Source organism: Paenibacillus sp. sgz302190 (assembly GCF_059820445.1).
Genome location: NZ_JBZYAO010000017.1, coordinates 83,594 through 104,399, shown reverse-complemented (window position 1 = coordinate 104,399; position 20,806 = coordinate 83,594). Strand labels below are relative to the sequence as shown.

Annotated in this window: 17 protein-coding genes; 14 read left to right on the top strand and 3 right to left on the bottom strand. The window is 53.0% G+C overall.

All coding sequences use genetic code 11. The features are described 5' to 3' along the window. Nucleotides 1–50 precede the first annotated feature (50 nt). From AC6RNO_RS19700 to AC6RNO_RS19655, 10 genes are all read left to right on the top strand, one after another. Complete coding sequence (locus AC6RNO_RS19700) at nucleotides 51–1,478, top strand: DUF1254 domain-containing protein (protein WP_497106473.1); 1,428 nt, start codon at nucleotides 51–53, stop codon at nucleotides 1,476–1,478. A 145-nt stretch (nucleotides 1,479–1,623) separates the two neighbouring features. Next, on the top strand, nucleotides 1,624–1,968 hold the full coding sequence (locus tag AC6RNO_RS19695) for a hypothetical protein (RefSeq protein ID WP_497106472.1): 345 nt from the start codon (nucleotides 1,624–1,626) through the stop codon (nucleotides 1,966–1,968). Nucleotides 1,969–3,184: 1,216 nt separating this feature from the next. Beyond that, complete coding sequence (gene gucD / locus AC6RNO_RS19690; RefSeq protein WP_497106471.1) at nucleotides 3,185–4,642, top strand: alpha-ketoglutaric semialdehyde dehydrogenase GucD; 1,458 nt, start codon at nucleotides 3,185–3,187, stop codon at nucleotides 4,640–4,642. A gap of 40 nt (nucleotides 4,643–4,682) precedes the next feature. Continuing rightward, on the top strand, nucleotides 4,683–5,363 hold the full coding sequence (locus AC6RNO_RS19685; protein ID WP_474681944.1) for a GntR family transcriptional regulator: 681 nt from the start codon (nucleotides 4,683–4,685) through the stop codon (nucleotides 5,361–5,363). A 27-nt stretch (nucleotides 5,364–5,390) separates the two neighbouring features. Further along, the gene (locus AC6RNO_RS19680; RefSeq protein WP_474681943.1) at nucleotides 5,391–6,296 is read left to right on the top strand and encodes a dihydrodipicolinate synthase family protein; all 906 of its coding nucleotides are present in this window, start codon (nucleotides 5,391–5,393) and stop codon (nucleotides 6,294–6,296) included. 54 nt (nucleotides 6,297–6,350) lie between these two features. Beyond that, entirely contained in the window at nucleotides 6,351–7,436 is a 1,086-nt protein-coding gene (locus tag AC6RNO_RS19675) for a glycoside hydrolase family 88 protein (protein ID WP_497106470.1), read from the top strand. Next, nucleotides 7,433–8,602, top strand: coding sequence for a mandelate racemase/muconate lactonizing enzyme family protein (locus AC6RNO_RS19670; protein ID WP_488436256.1), 1,170 nt, complete (start codon nucleotides 7,433–7,435; stop codon nucleotides 8,600–8,602). The genes AC6RNO_RS19675 and AC6RNO_RS19670 overlap by 4 nt, the downstream gene beginning before the upstream one ends. A 40-nt stretch (nucleotides 8,603–8,642) precedes the next feature. After that, nucleotides 8,643–10,172 (top strand): extracellular solute-binding protein, encoded by a 1,530-nt coding sequence (locus tag AC6RNO_RS19665; RefSeq protein ID WP_497106469.1) that lies wholly within the window; start codon nucleotides 8,643–8,645, stop codon nucleotides 10,170–10,172. 142 nt (nucleotides 10,173–10,314) lie between these two features. Then, nucleotides 10,315–11,208 carry an ABC transporter permease subunit gene (locus AC6RNO_RS19660; protein WP_497106500.1) on the top strand — a complete coding sequence of 298 codons (894 nt, stop codon included), beginning with the start codon at nucleotides 10,315–10,317 and terminating at the stop codon, nucleotides 11,206–11,208. Nucleotides 11,209–11,238: 30 nt separating this feature from the next. Next, nucleotides 11,239–12,126 (top strand): ABC transporter permease subunit, encoded by an 888-nt coding sequence (locus AC6RNO_RS19655; protein ID WP_497106468.1) that lies wholly within the window; start codon nucleotides 11,239–11,241, stop codon nucleotides 12,124–12,126. Nucleotides 12,127–12,590: 464 nt separating this feature from the next. Here AC6RNO_RS19655 and AC6RNO_RS19650 read toward each other — a convergent pair whose 3' ends face one another. Further along, nucleotides 12,591–13,484 (bottom strand): LysR substrate-binding domain-containing protein, encoded by an 894-nt coding sequence (locus AC6RNO_RS19650; RefSeq protein WP_497106467.1) that lies wholly within the window; start codon nucleotides 13,482–13,484, stop codon nucleotides 12,591–12,593. Between the two features lie 130 nt (nucleotides 13,485–13,614). Between AC6RNO_RS19650 and AC6RNO_RS19645 the strand changes: the two genes are divergently transcribed. The 3 genes from AC6RNO_RS19645 to AC6RNO_RS19635 all read left to right on the top strand — a co-directional run bounded on the left by AC6RNO_RS19645 (nucleotide 13,615) and on the right by AC6RNO_RS19635 (nucleotide 16,975). Then, on the top strand, nucleotides 13,615–14,655 hold the full coding sequence (locus AC6RNO_RS19645; RefSeq protein WP_497106466.1) for a putative sulfate exporter family transporter: 1,041 nt from the start codon (nucleotides 13,615–13,617) through the stop codon (nucleotides 14,653–14,655). A 156-nt stretch (nucleotides 14,656–14,811) separates the two neighbouring features. Then, nucleotides 14,812–15,831, top strand: a complete 1,020-nt coding sequence (locus AC6RNO_RS19640) for a substrate-binding domain-containing protein (RefSeq protein ID WP_497106465.1) — start codon at nucleotides 14,812–14,814, stop codon at nucleotides 15,829–15,831. A 631-nt stretch (nucleotides 15,832–16,462) separates the two neighbouring features. Further along, complete coding sequence (locus tag AC6RNO_RS19635) at nucleotides 16,463–16,975, top strand: hypothetical protein (RefSeq protein ID WP_497106464.1); 513 nt, start codon at nucleotides 16,463–16,465, stop codon at nucleotides 16,973–16,975. A gap of 454 nt (nucleotides 16,976–17,429) precedes the next feature. On the opposite strand, the gene AC6RNO_RS19630 is transcribed toward AC6RNO_RS19635, so the two are convergent. Then, entirely contained in the window at nucleotides 17,430–18,275 is an 846-nt protein-coding gene (locus AC6RNO_RS19630; protein ID WP_497106463.1) for an SDR family NAD(P)-dependent oxidoreductase, read from the bottom strand. A 38-nt stretch (nucleotides 18,276–18,313) separates the two neighbouring features. Beyond that, nucleotides 18,314–19,477, bottom strand: a complete 1,164-nt coding sequence (locus AC6RNO_RS19625) for an MFS transporter (protein WP_497106462.1) — start codon at nucleotides 19,475–19,477, stop codon at nucleotides 18,314–18,316. A 343-nt stretch (nucleotides 19,478–19,820) separates the two neighbouring features. On the opposite strand from AC6RNO_RS19625, the gene AC6RNO_RS19620 reads away from it, so the two are divergent. Beyond that, entirely contained in the window at nucleotides 19,821–20,738 is a 918-nt protein-coding gene (locus AC6RNO_RS19620; protein ID WP_497106499.1) for an AraC family transcriptional regulator N-terminal domain-containing protein, read from the top strand. Nucleotides 20,739–20,806: the final 68 nt, after the last annotated feature.

Here is a 20,806-nt window from a genome sequence, read left to right as displayed (position 1 = left end):
TGCGAAGAGTGCGTTTACGCAGATCGGAGCGTGCGTGAAGGAGGCGATGTATGGATTACGCTTATTTCAAAGAAAGAAGAAGTTTCGTTCCCGGGACGGGCTCGGATGATCCGGCTTACGGCACGAATCGTGTCCTCAACGATTGGGCGATGCACGCGTATATATACGGATACCCTTTGCTGCTTATGGATATTACCCGCAGAAGCGGGTTGTTAAGTTTGGCGCAGATGAACCGGTTTTATCATCAAAAAGTGCCGGCGACACCAAAATTTACACTCGTCGTCAGACCTAACGTGGATACGCTGTATTCCTCCGCCTGGCTGGATTTGTCGCGGGGCCCGCTGCTGCTGCATGTGCCAACTACGGATAACCGCTACTACGTGCTGCCTTTGCTGGACGCCTGGTCGAACGTGTTCGCTTCCGTCGGAGCCCGCACGACAGGAACGGGTGAACGAGTGTTTGTAATCGTAGGGCCCGGCTGGCACGGCGCGCTTCCCGTCGGCATTCCGGTAATTGCCGCCCCGACCAACGCGGTATGGATTACAGGGCGCACGCAGACGAACGGCCCGGCGGATTATGCGGCGGTGCACGCCATCCAGGAGCAGTACGAATTAACAAGGCTGAACGGCTTCGTCTCTGCCGGAATGCCCGAATGGGACGCCTTGCTCCATAATCACATTATTTTGGGGCGGCGTTCTCCCAGGGATGTGATCGCATCGATGGATGCGGCTGCGTTTTTCAATTTGATGATGTCGGTGATGTATCGGAACCCGCCTTATCCGGCTATCCAGTCGCATGCCATGACGGCGGAGCTCGGTGCGATGGGGCTCATTCCGGGTCCGCATTTCGACTTTTACAAACTTCACCCGACCGTGCAGCAGGCTTTGGCTAATGCCGTCCGCAGCGGCCCGCAAACGATCCGCACTGCCTCAGATGAATTATTTAAAAAAAGCGAAACGAACGGCTGGAGCATGCTGCTGAAAAACATGGGCTTTTATGGAAAAGATTACGTCCGGCGGGCGGTAGTGGCGATGAATTTATTTGGCGCCAACCTTCCGGAAGATGCGGTGTATGCGTACAGCTCTGTTGACAGCGACGGCAGCCCGCTGGATGGAAGCAACAATTATGTGATGCATTTCAATGCGGGCAGGCTGCCTCCGGCGAATGCTTTCTGGTCGGTGACGCTCTATAACGCCGCAGGATTTTTGGTGGAAAATCCGCTAAAACGCTATGCCGTCGCTCCGCACCTCGGAAAGCTGAACTACAATAAAGACGGCTCCCTCGATATTTATATCCAGCATGCTTCGCCGGGGCATGAGCGGGAGCCGAACTGGCTGCCGGCGCCTGCGGAACCGTTCAACCTCACACTCCGCATGTATTGGCCGCAGCAGCCCGTTCTAAAAGGCCGATGGCACTCGCCGCCGGTGGAAGTCGATCTATACAGGCCGGCGCAGGGGCCGCCGGTTAAGCGGCTTTAGCGGCCGGACGCCGGGGGGGCCGCGGGGGCTGTGGAGCGAGCTACCGGCGGAACGCTTGGCGGCGGGGCGCGCCGGAAGTGGCAAGGCGAGGCCGCCGGAAGGCGTCAGCCGCTAGAGCTAGCGCATCGAGCTGGCCGCCTGGCAGGTGGCGCGGAGCGCCGGCAGTGGCATCTGCCTAGAGCAGCGCGCAGAAAGCCTGCAAAAGTGCAGTTTTTTGCCCGCTGCTCCGCTGGTAACGGAACATTCCTGCAAAAGTGCAGTTTTTTTCGCGAAAAAACGGGCGCAGACTCGTTTTGATTGGAAATTCCTGCACAATTGCAGGCTTTTCGCCAAAACGAACCATTTTCATGGAAAAAGCCTGCACTTTCGCAGGCTTTTTCGTGCTGCCGGGCCGCTTCACCCGCCGCTGCGACGTTTTTTGGCGGCAAAAGAACCGGTTGCCCGCCAAACCCCCAACGGCTTTTCCGAAAACAACACGCTGTTTTCGTAAACATTGTTACTTTTTAGGTAAATTAGCCTTCTATTTGTCCTAAATACCTTACTTCTTCGCCGTTTAATTTCACAATGAGTATGGGTCCACTTTTTTTCATTGGTTCGTAAATCTCGGTTCCAACAGGAAGTTGGGTCGCCATTTCATCATTGAAAGGAAGACCATCTTTATACTGTTTCGTAATGGTCCCGATACTTTTTCCAATTGTAAGTTCTGCTTTTTGCACCCATTCTATGTTGTTAGCGTTACTGTAAACGATTCCTTTGAATTGGAAAATATCCGCATCATTGCTCGCCTCCCTTTAGAGATACTAACGGACTATTTAAGAATTTTGTTCCAAGTTTTACGGCCTTCAGATACCTTGCGTTTTTAAACAGCCGTCCGGAATTCTTATACAGTTTTAAAATTCACCCCTTACAAGTATCCGTAACACCTTCTTCCGCCTGTCAGCAAGCTCCGGTTTCTTACGCAACTCCAAAAAACGGAACGGAATCAAAACATGTAGTTATCGATGTATTTGGTCGGCAATACCCTCGAACCTATTCATCCCCAACGTGCGCGAATCCCGGGCGCGCGTTGTGCCGCCGACGCATGGCGGCGGTCAGAACCCTATTGCTTCAAGCGAGTGTGGAACGAATTGACATGCTGGATTTGATAAATCGACTCGGATGCATGAGTTCTTCTTGGAACGATTTCATGCGTCAAAATTCTTCATCTTAGCGAAGCTAATAATCATGTATCTCCAGTAAAACGCGGTTGAAATGTGAATATTTAGCCGTTCGATGAATTTGGGGAGCGTTCAAAATATTTGGCCCGGAGATTGGGTTTATATGTGGCTGCCATCGAAGTACCTGACATGTCGTTGAAAGTTTTGTTGCAGAATTTGTTTTCATTAGTGGGTGCAATACAAGCACATAGCGTCGCCTCGAAATTTTGTTGGTCCGGGGTTTGTGGCCTGGCTGTTCACGGGGAGGGGGCCGAAATTGCAGATGACACAGGAGCGTCCTTGGTCGATTTACCGCCATCATGCAGTGCAACACCGCGCACTGGCAGCTGCGCCGCAGTTTCGGCCCGCGGTGTCGGATATGCCGATTGCATGAGTTTTGCAGATACCACAGATTTTTTTGCGGAAAGGGGTAGACGGGGGCGGAATTTTACGATAATATCTGATATATCAGATATCAAATATGATGTTTTCAAGGAGGGCTGAATTCTTTTGAGTGCTGAATCCGTTTACACAGCCTTGAATTATGCCGGAGGCCAGTGGGTACCTTCTTTGACGGGCGAAGTTGAGCCCAGCTTTGATCCGTCCGCGAAGGGCCGGATTGTCGGCTATGTGCAAAGCTCGAACGCGGACGATCTGGATGCCGCCGTGCAGGCGGCGAAGCAGGCGCAGCCGTCATGGCGCAAGCTGTCCGCGCCCGCGAGAGGCGAATTTTTATATAAAGCGGCGGCCGTTCTGGAGCGGCGGCTGGATGAAATCGCCGAGACAATGACGCGGGAGATGGGCAAGACGCTGGCGGAGGCGAAGGGGGAGACGGCGAGAGGCGTCGCGATTTTGCGCTATTACGCCGGGGAAGGCATGCGCAAGGTCGGCGATGTAATTCCTTCCACCGACAGCGGGGCGCTGATGTTTACGACGCGCGTGCCGCTCGGAGTTATCGGCGTCATCACGCCGTGGAATTTTCCGATTGCGATTCCCGTTTGGAAAATGGCCCCTGCGCTCGTCTACGGGAATACCGTCGTCATCAAGCCTGCAACCGAGGCGGCGCTTACAGCGGTCAAGCTGGCGGAATGTTTTCATGCAGCCGGTTTTCCGGCGGGCACGGTCAATCTGGTAACCGGTCAAGGATCGGTGATCGGACAGGGCATTATCGATCATCGGGATATTAACGCGATTACTTTTACCGGATCGAATCAGGTCGGCAAAAAAGTCGCCATCGGCGCCATCGCCCGCGGAGCGAAGTATCAGCTGGAGATGGGCGGCAAAAATCCGATCATTATCGCGGCCGACGCGGATCTGGATCAGGCCGTGGAGGCGACGGTCAGCGGCGGCTTCCGCTCCACCGGGCAAAAATGTACGGCGACGAGCCGGGTCATCGTACATACAGAGGTGTTCGGAGCGTTCGCGTCCAAGCTGATTTCCCGCGTGAAACAGCTGCAAATCGGCGACGGGATGCACCCCCAAACGTGGATGGGCCCTTGCGCCAGCGAGAATCAATACAATACCGTCGCCTCTTACATCCGCAAAGGCGTTGAAGAGGGCGCCGTATTGCTGTATGGCGGCGGGCAGCCGAATGGTTTGGAAGACGGCTATTATATCGAGCCGACGATATTCGGGGAAGTAAACTCCCGGATGACGATAGCCCAAGAAGAAATATTCGGGCCGGTGCTGGCGCTGATTGAGGTCGACTCTATGGAAGAGGCACTTCATATCGCCAACGATGTGGAGTTCGGGCTGAGCGCATCGATTTTTACGCAAAATATTCAACATATGATGTCCTTTATCCAGGACATGGATGCCGGGCTCATCCGCATCAATGCGGAAAGCGCAGGGGTCGAGCTGCAGGCGCCGTTCGGCGGCATGAAGCAGTCCAGCTCGCATTCCCGCGAACAGGGCCAGGCGGCGATTGAATTTTTTACGGCGATCAAAACGGTTTTTATCAAGGCATAGCGTCGATAGGACGAAGGACGGCAAAAAAGGGGGACCCGGTATGGATGTGCAGGAACATAACGATGATATCGCTTCGCAAACGCGGTCCATTCGCGATGTCATATACGAGCGGTTGAAGGACGCGATTTTGTCGGAGCAGTACAAGCCCGGCCATCATCTGAAGGAAAGGGAGCTGGCGAAGCAGTTCGGCATCAGCACGACGCCGCTCAAGGAAGCGCTGCGCCGGCTGGAGCAGGAAGGGCTTGTAACGACGAGCGCGCGGCGGGGAACTTTCGTCTCCGGGGACATTATGAACTCCGTGGAGGAAATCAACTGGGCCCGCTCCGCTTTGGAAGGAGTGGCGGCACGGCTGGCCGCTCTGAAAATAGCGGACGAGGAAATCGCGCAATTGACGGCCGTGATCGACAAGATGCGAGCCTATACGGAAGCGAAGGACGCCGGACAGCTCATTGTGCTGAACGAGCATTTTCACAAGCTGATCCGCATGTGCGCCAAAAACAACTATATTTTTCAGCAGATCGAAGCGATCCGCTCGTTCGACCGTTCTTTCCGCAAAAAGGCTTTGTCTCATAAAGACGAGCTAGAGCGCGGTTTTCAGGAACATTACGAAATTTACCGCAATATTATCGCCAGGGACGCCGACGGTGCGGAGAAAGCGATGATCTCGCACATTCGCCGGACAATCGTATTTGTCAAGGAAAGCACAAACCCGAACGCCTAAATATGTTGAAAGGAGGCTATGATCTCGATGTTCGAACTTTTAAAAAGCAAGCTGAAAGGCATTAATGCGATCAACGTAACCCCGTTTGACGAGCATCTGGAAATCGACTGGGTCTCCTTGAAAGCGAATATCGATTTTTTGCTGGAGCGCCGTATCGAAGCGGTTTATCCGTGCGGCAACACCGGGGAATTTTACGCTTTGACTTTGCAGGAAGCGAAGCAGGTGACCCGGTTTGTGACGGAAACCGTCGACCGGCGGTGCGCGGTCATAGCCGGCGTCGGCTATGACGCAAGAACGGCCTGCGAGCTGGCCGTACACGCCGAGAAAGCGGGAGCCGACGGAATTATGGTCCATCAGCCGGTGCACCCTTACCTGCTGTCCCAGGGCGTCGTCGATTATTACAAACAGATCGCCGCTTCAACCTCGCTGCCGATGGTGCTGTACATCCGCAGCGAGCAGATTACGCACGAAACGATCGCGGAGGCGGCGGCGATTCCGAATGTGATCGCGGTGAAGTACGCGATCAATCATCCTCCATCGTTCAGCCGGGCGGTGCAGGAGATTAAAGAGGATATCGTCTGGATTTGCGGAACGGCCGAGATGTGGGCGCCTACGTTTTACGCTGCGGGCGCGGAAGGTTTCACCTCCGGCATGGTGAATGTCGATACGGAGCGCTCGTTCGCGATGCTCGAAGCTTTGAAAAGGCGCGACTACAAGCAGGCGATGGAAGTTTGGAAAGATATTTTACCGTTCGAGCAGCTGCGCGAGGCGAACCGGAACGGCAACAACGTCAGCGTCGTAAAGGAAGCGATGCACCAGCTCGGACGCATCGCGACGAATTCGGTTCGTCCGCCGATCAGCGTTTTGACGAGCAGGGAGATGGCGGAGGTTGCGGCTATGATCCAAGCTTGGGGGCTGCAAAAACATGCTTAAACAAATTGAAAGCGCATTAATGGACGTATACTTACGCGGCAGGAGGAGTTTTCGTTGACGACTAACCTGAATAAAACCGGCTTGCTCAAGCTGATCCGGCTGACCGCCGAGCGGACGCTGGAATTGAGCCATACATATTCGGAGCAGCCGGGAGGCATTCGCTGGCGGAGATGGGACTGGAGCATCGGCGTGGCCTTTTACGGCGTAGGCCGGGCTGAGGACGTATGGGAGGATCGCCGGTTCGAGGCCGGAATGAAGGCGTGGATCGATGAACGGATCGATTCGCATATCGAAAAAATATGCGTCAATTCGAATTCGCTGCTGCTGATGCTGCTGCGGCTGCCCGATCGCAACGCCGACGGCAAATATGCCAAGCTGTTTCGCACATTCGACGGCTATTTGCTGGAGAGCGGTCCGCGAACGGCCTCGGGGGCGCTGGAGCACACCGTGCTCGACAATGACTGGTCGGATCAGGTGTGGGCCGATACGCTGTTCATGAGTCTGCTGTATATGGCGCAGCGGGGAACCGCCTTGCAGGACGAACGGTATTTGCAGGAAGCGGCCGAACAGCTTCATATTCACTGCCGGCTGTTGTTCGACCCGCAGGAGAAGCTGTTTTACCACGGCTGGAACGACGCGCAGCGCAAATGGATCGGCGTTCATTGGGGACGGGGCAACGCCTGGATGACGGCCGGCATTGTCGAGATTTTGGAACTGCTTGCCGACGAATTTCCGCAAAAGAATGCGATTCTGGAATGGTTGAACGCTCAGGTTGAAAGACTGATCCAGCTTCAGGACGAATCCGGATTATGGCGGACCGTCTTGAATAACGAAGCGACGTATTTGGAAACGTCGGCGACGGCGGGGATCGCTTACGGATTGCTGAAAGGCATCCGCCTTGGCTTCATCGACCGCAAGCATATGGATTCGGCCGTACGGGCGCTTGCCGCCGTTGTCCGGCAGGTGGACGAAGCCGGCAACGTTGCCGGGGGCTCTTCCGGAACGCCGGTCAAGGCCGACGCGCTGGCATACAACAGCATTCCTTATGAAATAACGCCATTTACCCAAGGGCTGGCGCTGCTCGCTTTGTGCGAGGGAACCCGGCACGATTTTGATAGGACAGGAGCGAAACCAGAATGAAGCTATCCGATATTCGGCTGACGGTAGTAGGGGTGCCCCGGGACACGGGCTTTGTAAGCAAACATGTCATCGTAGAGCTTATGACGGACGAAGGGCTGACAGGCATCGGCGAAATGTCCGACTTTTCCCACCTGCCGCATTATTCGATTGATTTGAAAGATTTGACTACAGTGCTCAAGAGCATCCTGCTCGGCAAAAATCCGTTTGACATTTCATTGATCAACATGGAACTAAAAAGCAACTTCCCAGAAGCCAATTTTTACTACGAAAAGGGCAATTTTATCCGCAACGGCATCGACGCTGCGCTTTACGATCTTTGCGGCAAAGCGCTCAACGTTTCGGTGGCCGACTTTATCGGCGGTTCGATCAAGGATAGGATCAAGGTGTGCTTCCCGATATTCCGGCACCGCTTTATGGAAGAAGTGGAAGTGAATCTAGGCGTTGTGCGAAAGCGGCTGCAGCAAGGGTTCGACACGTTCAGGCTGTACGTAGGCAAAAACCTCGATGCCGACGAAGCGTTCCTCGACGGGGTCAAGCGCGAATTCGGCTCCAGCGTGACGATCAAATCGCTCGATTTCAGCCATCTGCTGGACTGGAGAGCGTCGCTGCAAGCGGTCAAGCGGTTGTCGAAGTACGATTTTCAGATGGTTGAAAGCCCTGCCATGCAAAATGATTTCGAAGGCTTACATCATTTTCGCTTCAAATCGGATTATCCGGTCAGCGAGCATGTGTGGAGCTTCCGTCATCAATACGAGATGATCCGCCATGACAGCGTCGATATTTTCAACATTTCGCCGATCTTTATCGGAGGCATAACAGCCGCAAGGAAAGCGGCCGCCGCAGCCGAAGTGGCGGGCAAGGGCTGCCTGATGGGAACGACGCAGGAGCTTTCGATCGGCACGGCGGCCATGGCTCACCTGGGCAGCTCGCTGGTCAATCTGAACTATACGTCCGACCCAACCGGCCCCGAACTGTACGTCGGAGATATCGTCAAGCATCCGGTAAAATACGAGAACGGCTATTTGCTCGTGCCGGGGCGGGAACTGCCGGGGCTGGGCATGGAGCTGGATTGGGATAAAATCGCCGCCTACAAGGTCGAAGATTTGAGCTGGGGCGAGGTTTCCGTCCATCAATTGCAGGACCGGACCGCCCAGACAAAAAAGTAAGCGCTGCCTTTTACATTTTATATAAAAAGGGGAAATGAACATGAGAGGCAAACGATGGCTCACAATGGCATGTTCCGGCTTGCTGACAATCGGACTTGTGGCCGGCTGCACGAATGGGGGGAAAGAGGGAGCTTCCGCCGGAACGGCCAAGCCGTCCGCCGAGTCGGCGGACGGCAAGCCTTACCCGATTTCCATAGCGCTGCGCCAGGTCGGGGACATTCCGGCCAAAGGCAACGAAGTGGAGCAGGCTGTCGAAAGCTATACGAATACCAAGCTGTCGATTCAGTGGATTCCGCAGGCCGCTTTTGACGATAAAGTAAACGTGATGATCGCTTCCGGCGATCTTCCCCAAATTCTCAAGGTGAACTATGTGCCGAGCATTTTGGGCGCGGCGCGCAACGGGGCGTTCTGGGAAGTCGGGCCGTATTTGAAGGACTACAAAAATTTGGCCGCCCAGGACAAGCGCTATTACGACAATATCAAAGTTGACGGCAAAGTGTACGGCATCCCTAACTACCGGGATATCGGCCGGGCGGCGGTCGTATACCGCAAAGACTGGTTCGACAGTATGGGCCTCAAGTTTCCGGTCACGCTGGATGATTGGTACAACGTTATGAAAGCGTTCGCAAAGGACGATCCGGACAAAAACGGCAAAAACGACACATACGGCACGATGCTGTTTAAAAATTACAATGCCGGAACGCAGCCCGTTATTACGAGGCTGGCCGTCAGCATCGGCGGCGTCAACCGCTGGGGCGAAGACAAGGGCAAATTTACGCCGGAATTCGTGACCAAGCCGTACATGGACGTGCTGAAGCTGTTCAGAAAGCTGTACGAGGAAAAGCTGATCAACCCGGATTTTGCCGTGTACGATGTAACCGAGCTCGATAAAACGATGTATGACGGACGCGTGGGCATCCGGTTGAACGTCTCCGCGCAAAACGTGCAGGGCTATCAGTCCGCGATGAGCAAGACGCTGCCAGCGGCGGTGTGGGACATCGCCCCGTTCGGCGGCACCGACAACCCGCGCATTGCGGGAGAGCCGGGGAATTTCGGCTTCCTGGCCATCCCCAAATCGGCGGTAAAAACGGAAGCGGATTTGAAAAAGGTGCTGACCTTCCTCGACAAGCTGCTGGACGAGCCGATGTCCACGCTGCAGATGAGAGGCATCGAGGGCAAGCATTACGTCAAAGTTGACGGAAACCGGACGGAGTACAAAGATTTTAACTTGTTCCAGCGCGAGGTCAAGCCGTACCGCGACGGCCTGCTCAATATCGAAGGCTACAATGTGGCCGATCTCAAAGACATTCCGGTCGCGGAGAAAGCGACGAAAATGGCCAGAGAGAACATCAAGTACGCGGTGCCGAATCCGGCGCTTACTTTAAACTCGGCGACGTACAGCGAGCGCGGCAACGAGCTCGACCAGATCATCCGCGATGCGGAGACGAAGTATATCATGGGCAAAATCGACGACGCCGGCTGGCAGGCCGAGGTGGACAAATGGCGGAAGTCCGGCGGCGATAAAGTGATCAAGGAGTACGAAGAATCGTTTGCGGCGTCAAGCAAATGACCGCCATGCAAGGAGCAGCGCGCGATGTGCGCAGCTGCTCTTATTTTCAACCAGACTAGGAGGAGGATCTATGGACTCGCCAACTCATGCCCACAGCAGCGCCGTGCGTAACAAAAGCAAGGCGTCGCAGCGCAGCCCCTTGATGAGGGAATTGCTCAGAGACAAGTGGATGTACGCAATGCTGCTGCCCGGGGTGCTGTATTTTCTCATTTTCAAATATGTTCCGATGTACGGCGTCGTGATCGCTTTTCAGGATTACAAGCCCATTATCGGCGTCGCGAACAGCCAGTGGGTCGGGTTGAAGCATTTCGAGCGCTTTTTTACCGAACCGCAATTTTGGGATTTGTTCCGCAATACACTGCTGCTGGCCGTGTACAATATCGTTTTCTTTTTCCCGCTGCCGATCGTGCTTGCGCTGATGCTGAATGAAGTCAGGGTGGAAAAATTCAAGCGTTTCGTGCAGACGATGGTGTATATCCCCCACTTTGTATCCTGGGTGGTCGTGGTCGGGATCTTCTACATTTTGCTTACGACGGAGGGCGGGGTCGTCAATGAAATGCTGTTGGCCTTTACCGGACACAAGATCGCATTTTTGCTGGAGCCCGAATGGTTCAGAACCGTCATTGTGACGCAATCGATCTGGAAAGAGGTGGGCTGGGGGACGATTATTTTTTTGGCCGCATTAGCCGGAGTGGACGTGCAATTGTATGAAGCATCCCGCATCGACGGGGCGAACCGCTGGAGACAGTTGTGGCACATAACGCTGCCCGCGATCCGCAGCACGATTGTCATTTTGCTCATATTGCGCATGGGAACGTTTCTCGATTCCGGGTTCGAGCACATTTTCCTGATGCTGACTCCTACAAACCGCGAAGTCGGCGAGGTGTTCGATACGTACGTGTACGTAAAAGGATTGACGCAATCGCAATACAGCTACAGCGCAGCCGTCGGGTTGTTCAAATCGTTGGTAGGCCTCGTTTTGGTGCTCGGGTCCAACTGGCTGGCCAAAAGATTCGGCCAGGAAGGCGTGTACTAGAACGGAATACAAGTCGGGAGGGAGTTTGGCATGAATCAGACGCACATTCGGGTTGACAATACGTGGGGCAACAAAATTTTCGATTGCATGAACTATGTCGTGTTGGCGGCCATAGCGCTGGCCACCGTGCTGCCGTTCGTTTATATTTTAGCCGTCTCGTTTACGAGTCCTCAAGAGGCGGCCAAAGGAGGGTTCATTCTTTTTCCGAAGGAATTTTCCTTATCGGCGTACAAATATATTTTCTCGACGAATACGCTGCTGCGCAGCTTGCTGGTCTCGATCTACATCACCGTGCTCGGCACCGCGATCAACTTGCTGCTGACGTGTCTGATGGCCTATCCGCTGGCGCGGCAAACGCTGCGCGGCCGGCAGACGATTCTGATGGCCGTATTGTTCACGATGCTGTTTAGCGGCGGGCTGATTCCGACCTATTTCATCGTCAGCTGGCTCGGATTGACGAATTCGCTGTGGTCGCTTATGATCCCGAATGCGATCAGCGCGTTCAACCTGATCGTGCTGAAAAACTTTTTCCAACAAATCCCCGACGGGCTCGAAGATTCCGCAAGGATCGACGGCTGTACGGATGTCGGCGTATTGTTCCGCATTGTGCTTCCTTTGTCCATGCCGGCTATCGCTACGTTCGGGATGTTTTATGCGGTGGCGCACTGGAATCAGTTTTTTAGCGCGATCATGTACATCAACGACAGCCACAAATGGCCCGTGCAGGTGCTGCTGCGCGAAATCGTCATTTTGGCGCAAAGCCGGATCGGCGACACCGGGTTCGAAGAAACCGAGATCCAGCCGCAAACGATCCGTATGGCCGTTATCGTCTTTGCGACGATCCCGATTTTGCTCGTTTATCCGTTTTTGCAGAAGCATTTTGCCAAAGGCGTCATGCTCGGCTCGGTAAAAGGCTGATTCGCATAAGCCCATGCCCCTTTAAGGCGGGGAGGGCTGCCCGAGCAAATCGCGACACGCTGTGAGGGCTAGGGGAACGAGCGTGGCTAATTTGGAGGACAGCCGCTTTTTCCGGACGCTCGCCTCACCCGGTGTGGGTCGTGGAACTGCACAACTGGGCAGGAAGCAGTTTGCCAGGGAAAAAACCTGCGAAAGTGCAGGTTTTCCCTCTTGAATTGGCTTGTTTTGGCGAAAAACCTGCAAAAGTGCAGCCATTTTCGCTGAAAGTGAGCATAGGTCTATGTGTTCGGTGAAAAGCCTGCACTTTTGCAGGAATTGTTCGTGGACAGCGATCAAGGACGCAAATTCATGTATTTTTGCAGGTTTTCTTCGTGAAGCCAGACAGATTATGGCTATCTCCTCTAACATGGAGGTTTTTCAACAGCCTGTGCCATGCCTTTTAAGGCATGGCTTTTTCTTTTTGCTCAACTGTCCGTTTGCCGGCCCGAGCTGCGCACCAGCTCCCAAAACACTTCAATGGCTTTGGTCTGGAATTCCGCCGATTGCGTAATGATGGAGAACCGGCGGGTAAACGGGGTGCCGGCTGTTGTGAGAATGCGCAGGGTGCCGAGGGAAAGCTCCTTTTGCGTAGCCCAGCGGGAAAGCAGGGTGATCCCGAGACCCGCTTCCACCGATTCTTTAATAAGCTGCGTGCTGCCAAATTCCAGCAGGCGCTCAGGCGCAAATTGAAAAGCGGCGAACATTTTGTCTGCGGCTTCCCTCGTCCCCGATCCGACCTCGCGAACGATCCAGGTTTCTCCCTGCAGTTGAGACTTCCGCACCTCTTGCAGCTCCGCAAACGGATGATCGGCGGAAGCGAAAATGTACATCGAATCCTCCGCAAACGACTCGGAAAAAAGCTTGTTCGAATTAAAATCCCCTTCGACGATGCCCACGTCCAACTGCCGGTTTTCCACCAGCTCGCATATTTGCTTCGTATTCCCGATCGTAACGGCCGGCACAATGCGCGGATATTGCCGCTGCAAAGAGGCGATAATACGCGGCAGCACGTATTCGCCGAACGTATAGCTCGCGCCGACGGTCAAATTCCCGCTTGCCGTATTCGACAAATCGTCGACCAGGCGCTGCATGCGCGAATACAAGCCCAAAATTTCTTTGGCATGATGATAGACGATTTGCCCGGCTTTATTCATCCGCACGAATTTATTGCTCCGATCAAGAAGCCTGACGCCTACCGAGCGCTCAAGCGTTTGGATATATTGACTGACCGCCGGCTGGGTCATATGCAGTTCTTCTGCAGCCCTCGAAAAGCTTTCCAGCTCGCATACCCTAACAAAGACGACCAAATGTTGATCCAACTGTATCAACCGCCCATTCATCGCGATCTTATTATATATATTTACTTATGATCAATATTATAATGATTTATTTTTCTTATGTACATAAAAGGTTTAATCTGAACATGTAAAACCAATGGAGGTGAAGCATATGGCAGGAGCATCCGAAGAAAGAGTCGCCATCAAGCGGATAAAAGAAGTGAAGCCTGCGTCCGTCCGGCAGTGGCTGGGCGGCATTATGTTTACTTTCGTCATTGCATGGGCCGGTCTTGAATTATCGCGGCTTCCGGGACTTTTGCATTTGGGCCAGCTCGGATGCGCGATTTTGATTGCGGTTTTGTTTCGGCAAGTATGGGGATATCCGGAGATGTTTCGTTCGGGGATTCAGTTCTCGTCCAAAAAAGTGCTGCAGGGCGCCATCGTGCTCTATGGATTAAAATTGAACATCCATGATGTTTTTAACCAAGGATTAGGGCTGCTTGTCCGCGATGCGGGAACGATCGTCCTGGCCATTGCGGCAACGATGCTGCTCGCCAAATGGCTCAAAGCCGATCTGCCGCTTTCGCTGCTGCTCGGCATCGGAACCGGCGTTTGCGGCGCCGCAGCCATTGCCGCGGTTTCGCCGATCGTCAAAGCCAAAGACGAGGATACGGCTCTGGCAGTCGGCATCGTCGCGCTGATCGGCACCGTCTTTGCCGTCGTCTACACCGTCCTGAGGCCGTATTTGCCATTGTCGCCGGTTGAGTACGGCGTATGGTCGGGCATCAGTCTTCACGAGATCGCCCATGTGGCGCTGGCGGCGGCGCCTGCCGGGCAGGACGCTCTGACCTTTGCGCTGCTTGCTAAGCTGGGGCGCGTATGTCTGCTGGTGCCGTTATGTTTTATCCTGATGTATGGGATGAAGCGCAAAGGAAATTCCAGCGCCGGCGCGCCAATCGCGTTTCCCTGGTTTCTCCTCGGCTTCCTGGCAATGAGCCTGTTCGGCAGCTATGTGCTGACGCCTTATATTCCCGCCGCACCATCGGCGATGAACGGGATATCCGGCGTGACGGCTTTTATGCTGACGATGGCGATGACAGGGCTCGGATTAAACGTCAACTTGCGCGAACTGGGGGCGAGAGTGCTGCGCCCTGCGGCGGCGATGACGATCGCCTCGGTGCTCCTGTCCGTGCTGGCTTATTGGCTCAGCTAGACAGGGGGCGTGCCGGGGCGGGGCGGGCGTCTTTGCGTGCCTCCCGCAGGGCGGTTGACATCGGCCAACCTTGCCGAGTAAGATGAATGAAACGTATTAGCACAGCGTCAGAACGCTGTGCGCGACAAGACTATGTACATGTCGGAGGCAATTTGGATGGCCACAATTAAAGAAATCGCCCAGTTGGCACATGTGTCCCAAGGCACCGCCTCCATCGTGCTGAACGGCAAAGGCGAGCAGTATCGCATATCGCCGGCGACGCAGCAAAAAATTTTCGAAGCTGCCAGACAGCTTAACTACCGGCCGAACATTTCCGCCCGGCGTTTGCGCAGCGGCGGAGAAATCGTGCTGCCGATCATCGCCTTGTTTTGGGCGCTGGATACCCGGACCGCGCTGATCAGCCGGTTTTTGAAGGGACTCCAGGAAGCGCTTCTGGAAGTTGAAGACGAGTACGAAATGCTCATACAGCCCTACGTGGGCTCCAAATTGAAAGAGGCCCGGAGTCTGATTACGGGCACGCGGTTTAACGGGGCGATCATCGCGATTCCGACGGAGGAGGACGAGGCGTTTCTGGAGGAAGCGCAGTTGGGCGTCCCGATTGTGTTGTATCAGAGAAGTTCGGACAAATATTCGACGGTGCATGTGGACAGCTTCAGGAGCGGACAGGAAGTCGCCCGGTTGTTTGCCGGCCGCGGACACCGGCGGGTCGGAGCCATCGTGCCGAGCGTCTCGTCCGGAGCGATCAGGCTGCGCATGAACGGCTTTCTTGCGAAGGCGGCCGAGCTTGGTTTGGAGGTGGCGGCGGAACATATCGCGTTCGCCGATTTCTCCGAGCGCGGCGGATACGAGGCGGCCGGGCGGCTGCTGTCCGGCGGCGGCGTGCAGCCGTCCGCGCTGTTTGTCATCAGCGACCAGATGGCCGTGGGCGCTTTGGCCGCTTTGCACGCGTTCGGCAAAAGCGTGCCGAACGAGATCGAGATCATCGGCTACGACAACGACGATGTGACGCCTTTTACGATTCCGGCGCTGTCGACGATCCATCTGCCCGTTGAAGAAATGGCCGGCGAGTGCGTCAGGATGCTGATTAACTTGATGCATCATAAAACGACAGGTCCGGTCACCAAAATGTTCGACACGAGCTTCGTAATCCGAGAGTCCTGCGGCGATTTCCTCTAGCTGGGGCGGCTTCCTCTTGCCCGGCACGGGGACTTAGCTCAACCGGGAGACCTCATCCCTGTCAGCGATGAGGTCAGGGGTTCGAGCCTGGTTCGAGCCCCCCTAGGCTCCACCAAAATTAACGTTGCGGCACCGGGACTTCCCGGTGTTTTTTGTTTTTGACAAGAAGGCGTTTCCGCTTTAAACGGTCACACGTGAGATCGCGCAGCAAAGTGCAGCCGGCTCGCCATCGCCCGTTCATCCAAAGACCCGGAACGAAGGTCTCCGACAACACGATTTCTCTGTTCGCCGATTCCGGCTTCATTATGGGTGGCTGACAACCAGTCCAATGACTATCTGCTTGACAACAAGTAGGATTCGAGGTGAGAGGAATACGTGACCTATAACCGGCATTGCCGCTGTTCATTTTCGTCTTCAGCCCGGACCCGATGAAGACCGAATTGTCAGAGGCGTTGTGAAATGGCTCTTTCCTGATGCGCCTCTCCAGGCGCGGGTTGCAGTGCTGCACGGCGAGTGTCGTGCTGCGGCTTGGCAGGCTGATCTGATGAAAGCCTGCGAAAGTCAAGTCGCCCGAGAAAATCGCGGCACTTCGTTAGATTAGGGGAACCTGGCGCGCTTCCTGGCGTAGGTCGTGGAACTGCACAACCGGGTAGGAAGCGGCTTGGTAGGGAGAAAACCTGCGAAAGTGCAGGCTTTTTCTCCGAAATTGGCTTGTTTTGGCGAAAAACCTGCAAAACTGCAGGAATTTCCGCTGAAAGTGAATCTGTGTCCATATATCCGGCGAAAAGCCTGCACTTTTGCAGGAATTCCTCTTGGACAGCGACCCAGGCCGCAAATTCATGTATTTTTGCAGGTTTTCTTCGTGCAGCAAGGCAGATTGTGGCTGTCGCCACTAACGCAGGGGTTTCCGGGCAGCCCGACTTTCGCAGGCTTTCTCCGCGCAGCCAAACAGCAAGGCAGCCAGGACATCCGGTTCTGCGCGCGAGTTCCGTTCCCTGACCTTTGCAGATTTTACATGCTCAACCGACAAGGGCCGCATGTAGAGTCGACCGACCGCCGTCATACGGTGCAACACCGCGCGCTGGTTGTCTGCGAACGACTGGCAATGTTGGTCATTTGCAGGTTTTTCACACCATGCCGATGATCCCGGTTATCCATTGTCCGATGGATGTATTCGTTTGTCACCCGCATAGTCTAACGACAAGAAACTATCAACAAAGGAACTTTGATCTATAGAGGCTTTCGACGTTCCAAGGGAGTCTCTTGTCGTTTTTTTCGCGACAAGAAATTACCCGCAAAGTATGTTTAGCGTCAAGATCTGAAGCCTCAGGAGGGAAACCCCGACATCAAGTGGATGTTTATGAGTCCTTTCGCGCACTTTGAGTCAGGCTATATCTCGGCAGCTTCGTTGCAATTATAGGCTGGATAACACTGCGTGCGCCAATTGTTTAACCAAGCAAGTCGGCAGGTTTGTCGATTAATTACTTTCGCTATAATAGGAGTGGCAACATGCCTGAAGCCGGCCGTAGGCGCATGCTGGGACTTCGGCGCGGGGGAGTGGCCATTCTGGAATGAATCTGGAAGCACTCCTCAATGTATCATTCTTCAAATGAGGTAGAAAGAGTTACATCCTTGTTATTTTCCAAGTCATGAATCACTCTCTTTATCTTTTCATTCGCCGCTGCATAAGCATCAGGCCCTAAAAACAGATGCAGCGGAGGAGTGGAAGTTGAGGCAATTTGTATCAAGACGTCAGCGGCCTTTGCGGGATCCCCCTGCTGTTTACCTGACGATTCAAGATAGCGATCAATTGAAGCCTGAGCTTCCATATACGCAAGGATTGGATTTGGTGAGATTGCCAATGATTCTTTGGTTAGGAAGTTGGTACGGAAAGCACCGGGATAAATAACGGTGGCCGATATTCCGAACGGTTTCACCTCAGCAGCCAAAGCCTCTGTAAGACCGGATACTGCGAATTTGGTGGCAGAGTAGCTGCCCCAACCGGAATAACCACCTCTAAACCCGCCAATGGAGGAAATATTAAAGATGTGACCTGAGCCTGCATTCCGAAGATGCGGAATAACATGACGCAATACGTTCATAATGCTAAATACGTTAATGTCGAAATGGGCGCGTATCTCTTGGTCGGTCAGCGACTCGAACGTTCCTTGCAGCCCATAGCCTGCGTTATTAACGACAACGTCAACATTGCCAAATTTGCTAATTACAGATGTAATGGCGGTTCGAACATCCTGCTCATGGGCAAGGTCAACCTGCAAAGGCAGAAAATAATCTGTTTCTTTGGTACCTACGGCTGTTATTAGCGCATCGAGGCTTCTTGACGTTGCAGCAACCCGATATCCTTCTGCCAAGAGTTTTTGTGTTAGTGCAAGCCCTAAACCTTTAGATGATCCTGTAACGAACCAAACTTTTGGATACTTCACTTATAAAAACCTCCTGTGTTAAATCGATTGATGTCCGGTCATCCGGACGGATTTTTGGATCGGGAATTTCTGCGGGATAAGATGACTGCCCAAATAGCAAACGCAATTCCTGCAGCCGCAACCCAGGTGACGGACGACAGTGATACTTGCTCTACGGCAATGCCCCCGATTCCAGCACCGGCAGCCATGGCGAGCTGAAGTACCGAATTGTTTAAGCTAAGCATAATTCCCGCAGATTCAGGAGCGAGCGTAATTAAGTGTAATTGTTGCGGAGGACCCAGAGCCCATACCGCGAACGACCAAAGGATTAACATCGGGATCAAAATAGCCGGAGAATGGATCGTTAATTCGATCATAATTAGAGCTATGCCATTAATCGATAATCCTCCGAATAGGGCGCTGTGAATTCCCCATTTGTCCGTGGCGAATCCCCCGAACCTAGATCCGATCAAGCTGGCGATGCCAATAACGAATAACGCAGTGCTTAAGGTACTATCGCTCATCCCGGTTACCGTAATAAGTAATGGTGAAATGTAGGAGTAGAAAATGGAATAGCCAACAATCCAGAAGAAAGTAACGGATAAAGCAATAACCATCTTCGTTTGCTTCAGTAGTGCGAGTTGATTACGCAAGGGTACAGGTTCCTCCCCATCTATTCGCGGAATCGTAAGCGAAATAATGATGATCGCCAGTAGCCCAACCAATGCGATTCCCCCGAAAACGGCCTTCCAATCGTATGCGGAGGCAATAACTCTTCCAATCGGAACACCGAAAATCAAGGAAGCCGTAAAGCCCATAAGCACGGCTGCAAGAGCACTTCCTTGCTTGCCTGGCAGGGCAACCTTGGACGCTATCGTTAGTGCGGAAACAACCGTGACCCCTGCGCTTACACCCATAACGATCCGCGATATAATAAGTAGTTCATATCCCTGCAATACATAGGCGATTCCATTTCCTATTACAAATAAGAATAGAGCGTAAAGCAGAAGTTTTCGTCGCTCCATACGGACAGTCAAAGCCATCACGAACGGTGCACCAAAAGCGTAAGCGAGCGAAAATACGGTAATCAGTTGACCCGCTGTCACCACCGAGACACCCATTGACTCTGCAATTTTATCCAGTATACCCGCTATGATATACTCCGATGTTCCGACTAAAAAACTAAGAATCGCTAATGTGTAAATTTTTAAAGTGCTTGACATGTTTGTTTAGTTCCTCTCTCGATATGAACGTTTATTTTTCCCGATAAAAAATCATGCCTCCGTGGTAGAAAATACCGTCCCGGGTAACCCACATACCGACATAGGATTGTTGTTCTACAATGTTTTTTTTCTCCATTTTGATTTCCTCCTTTGATTTATTATGGTTACTTGCGAACGCATCCTTTCAATATCCTGCAGCGCAAGTAAGCTTTTCGGTAATTTCAGTATGTAACAAATGAGATGTTATCCGGTAGCCGATTCCTGTTGAGTTATTGCATAATACTCCAAATCATAATAAAATGAAGCGAAAACGGAGCAAAGGAAGGAGACTGTGACGATAAAAATGGCATTGGATGACGAGATCATTAGACAGCAGGAAGAATTGGCTTTGATTATTGATCGTTATAGTGAAGGAACGCATTCTACAGCCATTTCTTCATTGAAGTTCATTCGCTCTAATGGAGAATCTCAACCGGTCTATTCGATCTATAATCCATCATTGTGTATTGTTGCACAAGGATCGAAATTGATTATGCTAGGACAAGAGAGTTATCGATATAATCCAGCGTCCTACCTGGTTGCCTCCGTACATTTGCCGATTACCGGACAAATCATCCAAGCCACTCCACAGCATCCTTACCTTAGTCTTCAACTGGATTTTAGTACGGATCAGATAGTTGATATGATCAAGGAGTTCAATTCAGAATGGAATCATAAGGAAGGTTCGAGGCGCGGCCTGATGGTAAGTAAAACTAGTCCGTCTCTTCTCGATGCTGTATTGAGGTTAGTCCGTCTTTTATATACACCTCAGGATATTCCTGCTCTTGCTCCTCTAATAATCCGTGAAATTCTTTATCGGATTTTACGGGATGAACAGGGAGCTTCCGTCTTACAGTTCGCCGTGGCCGGCAGTAATGCCCAACGGATCGCAAAAGTGATTAATCTTATTAACCGCGATTTCGCTAAGCCTTTGCGTATTGATGAGCTAGCTGCGGCTGCAAGCATGAGTGCATCTTCATTGCACTCTCATTTCAAAGAAGTTACTGCAATGAGCCCCTTGCAATATCAAAAACAAGTAAGATTGCAGGAGGCTCGCCGTTTATTGCTTTCAGATATTCCGGAAGCTGCGAATGCCGGATTCCAAGTGGGCTATGAAAGTCCTTCCCAGTTCAGCCGCGAATATGCTCGAATGTTCGGTCTGCCCCCATTAAGTGATATCAAACGTCTTCGTGAGTCTATATCCTTACAAGACTCTAAGTAATGGGAAACACCATCCACCCAGTGAGAAAAGGTGGATGGTGTTTTCGAATCTTCTCTTTTAACAGGAAG

Coding starts and splice junctions, on each gene's coding strand:
- AC6RNO_RS19700 (WP_497106473.1), top strand. CDS start 51: ATGGATTACGCTTATTTCAAAGAAAGAAGAAGTTTCGTTCCCGGGACG.
- AC6RNO_RS19670 (WP_488436256.1), top strand. CDS start 7,433: ATGAAGCTATCCGATATTCGGCTGACGGTAGTAGGGGTGCCCCGGGAC.
- AC6RNO_RS19660 (WP_497106500.1), top strand. CDS start 10,315: ATGAGGGAATTGCTCAGAGACAAGTGGATGTACGCAATGCTGCTGCCC.
- AC6RNO_RS19655 (WP_497106468.1), top strand. CDS start 11,239: ATGAATCAGACGCACATTCGGGTTGACAATACGTGGGGCAACAAAATT.
- AC6RNO_RS19685 (WP_474681944.1), top strand. CDS start 4,683: ATGGATGTGCAGGAACATAACGATGATATCGCTTCGCAAACGCGGTCC.
- AC6RNO_RS19645 (WP_497106466.1), top strand. CDS start 13,615: ATGGCAGGAGCATCCGAAGAAAGAGTCGCCATCAAGCGGATAAAAGAA.
- AC6RNO_RS19665 (WP_497106469.1), top strand. CDS start 8,643: ATGAGAGGCAAACGATGGCTCACAATGGCATGTTCCGGCTTGCTGACA.
- AC6RNO_RS19620 (WP_497106499.1), top strand. CDS start 19,821: ATGGCATTGGATGACGAGATCATTAGACAGCAGGAAGAATTGGCTTTG.
- AC6RNO_RS19625 (WP_497106462.1), bottom strand. CDS start 19,477: ATGTCAAGCACTTTAAAAATTTACACATTAGCGATTCTTAGTTTTTTA.
- AC6RNO_RS19640 (WP_497106465.1), top strand. CDS start 14,812: ATGGCCACAATTAAAGAAATCGCCCAGTTGGCACATGTGTCCCAAGGC.
- AC6RNO_RS19680 (WP_474681943.1), top strand. CDS start 5,391: ATGTTCGAACTTTTAAAAAGCAAGCTGAAAGGCATTAATGCGATCAAC.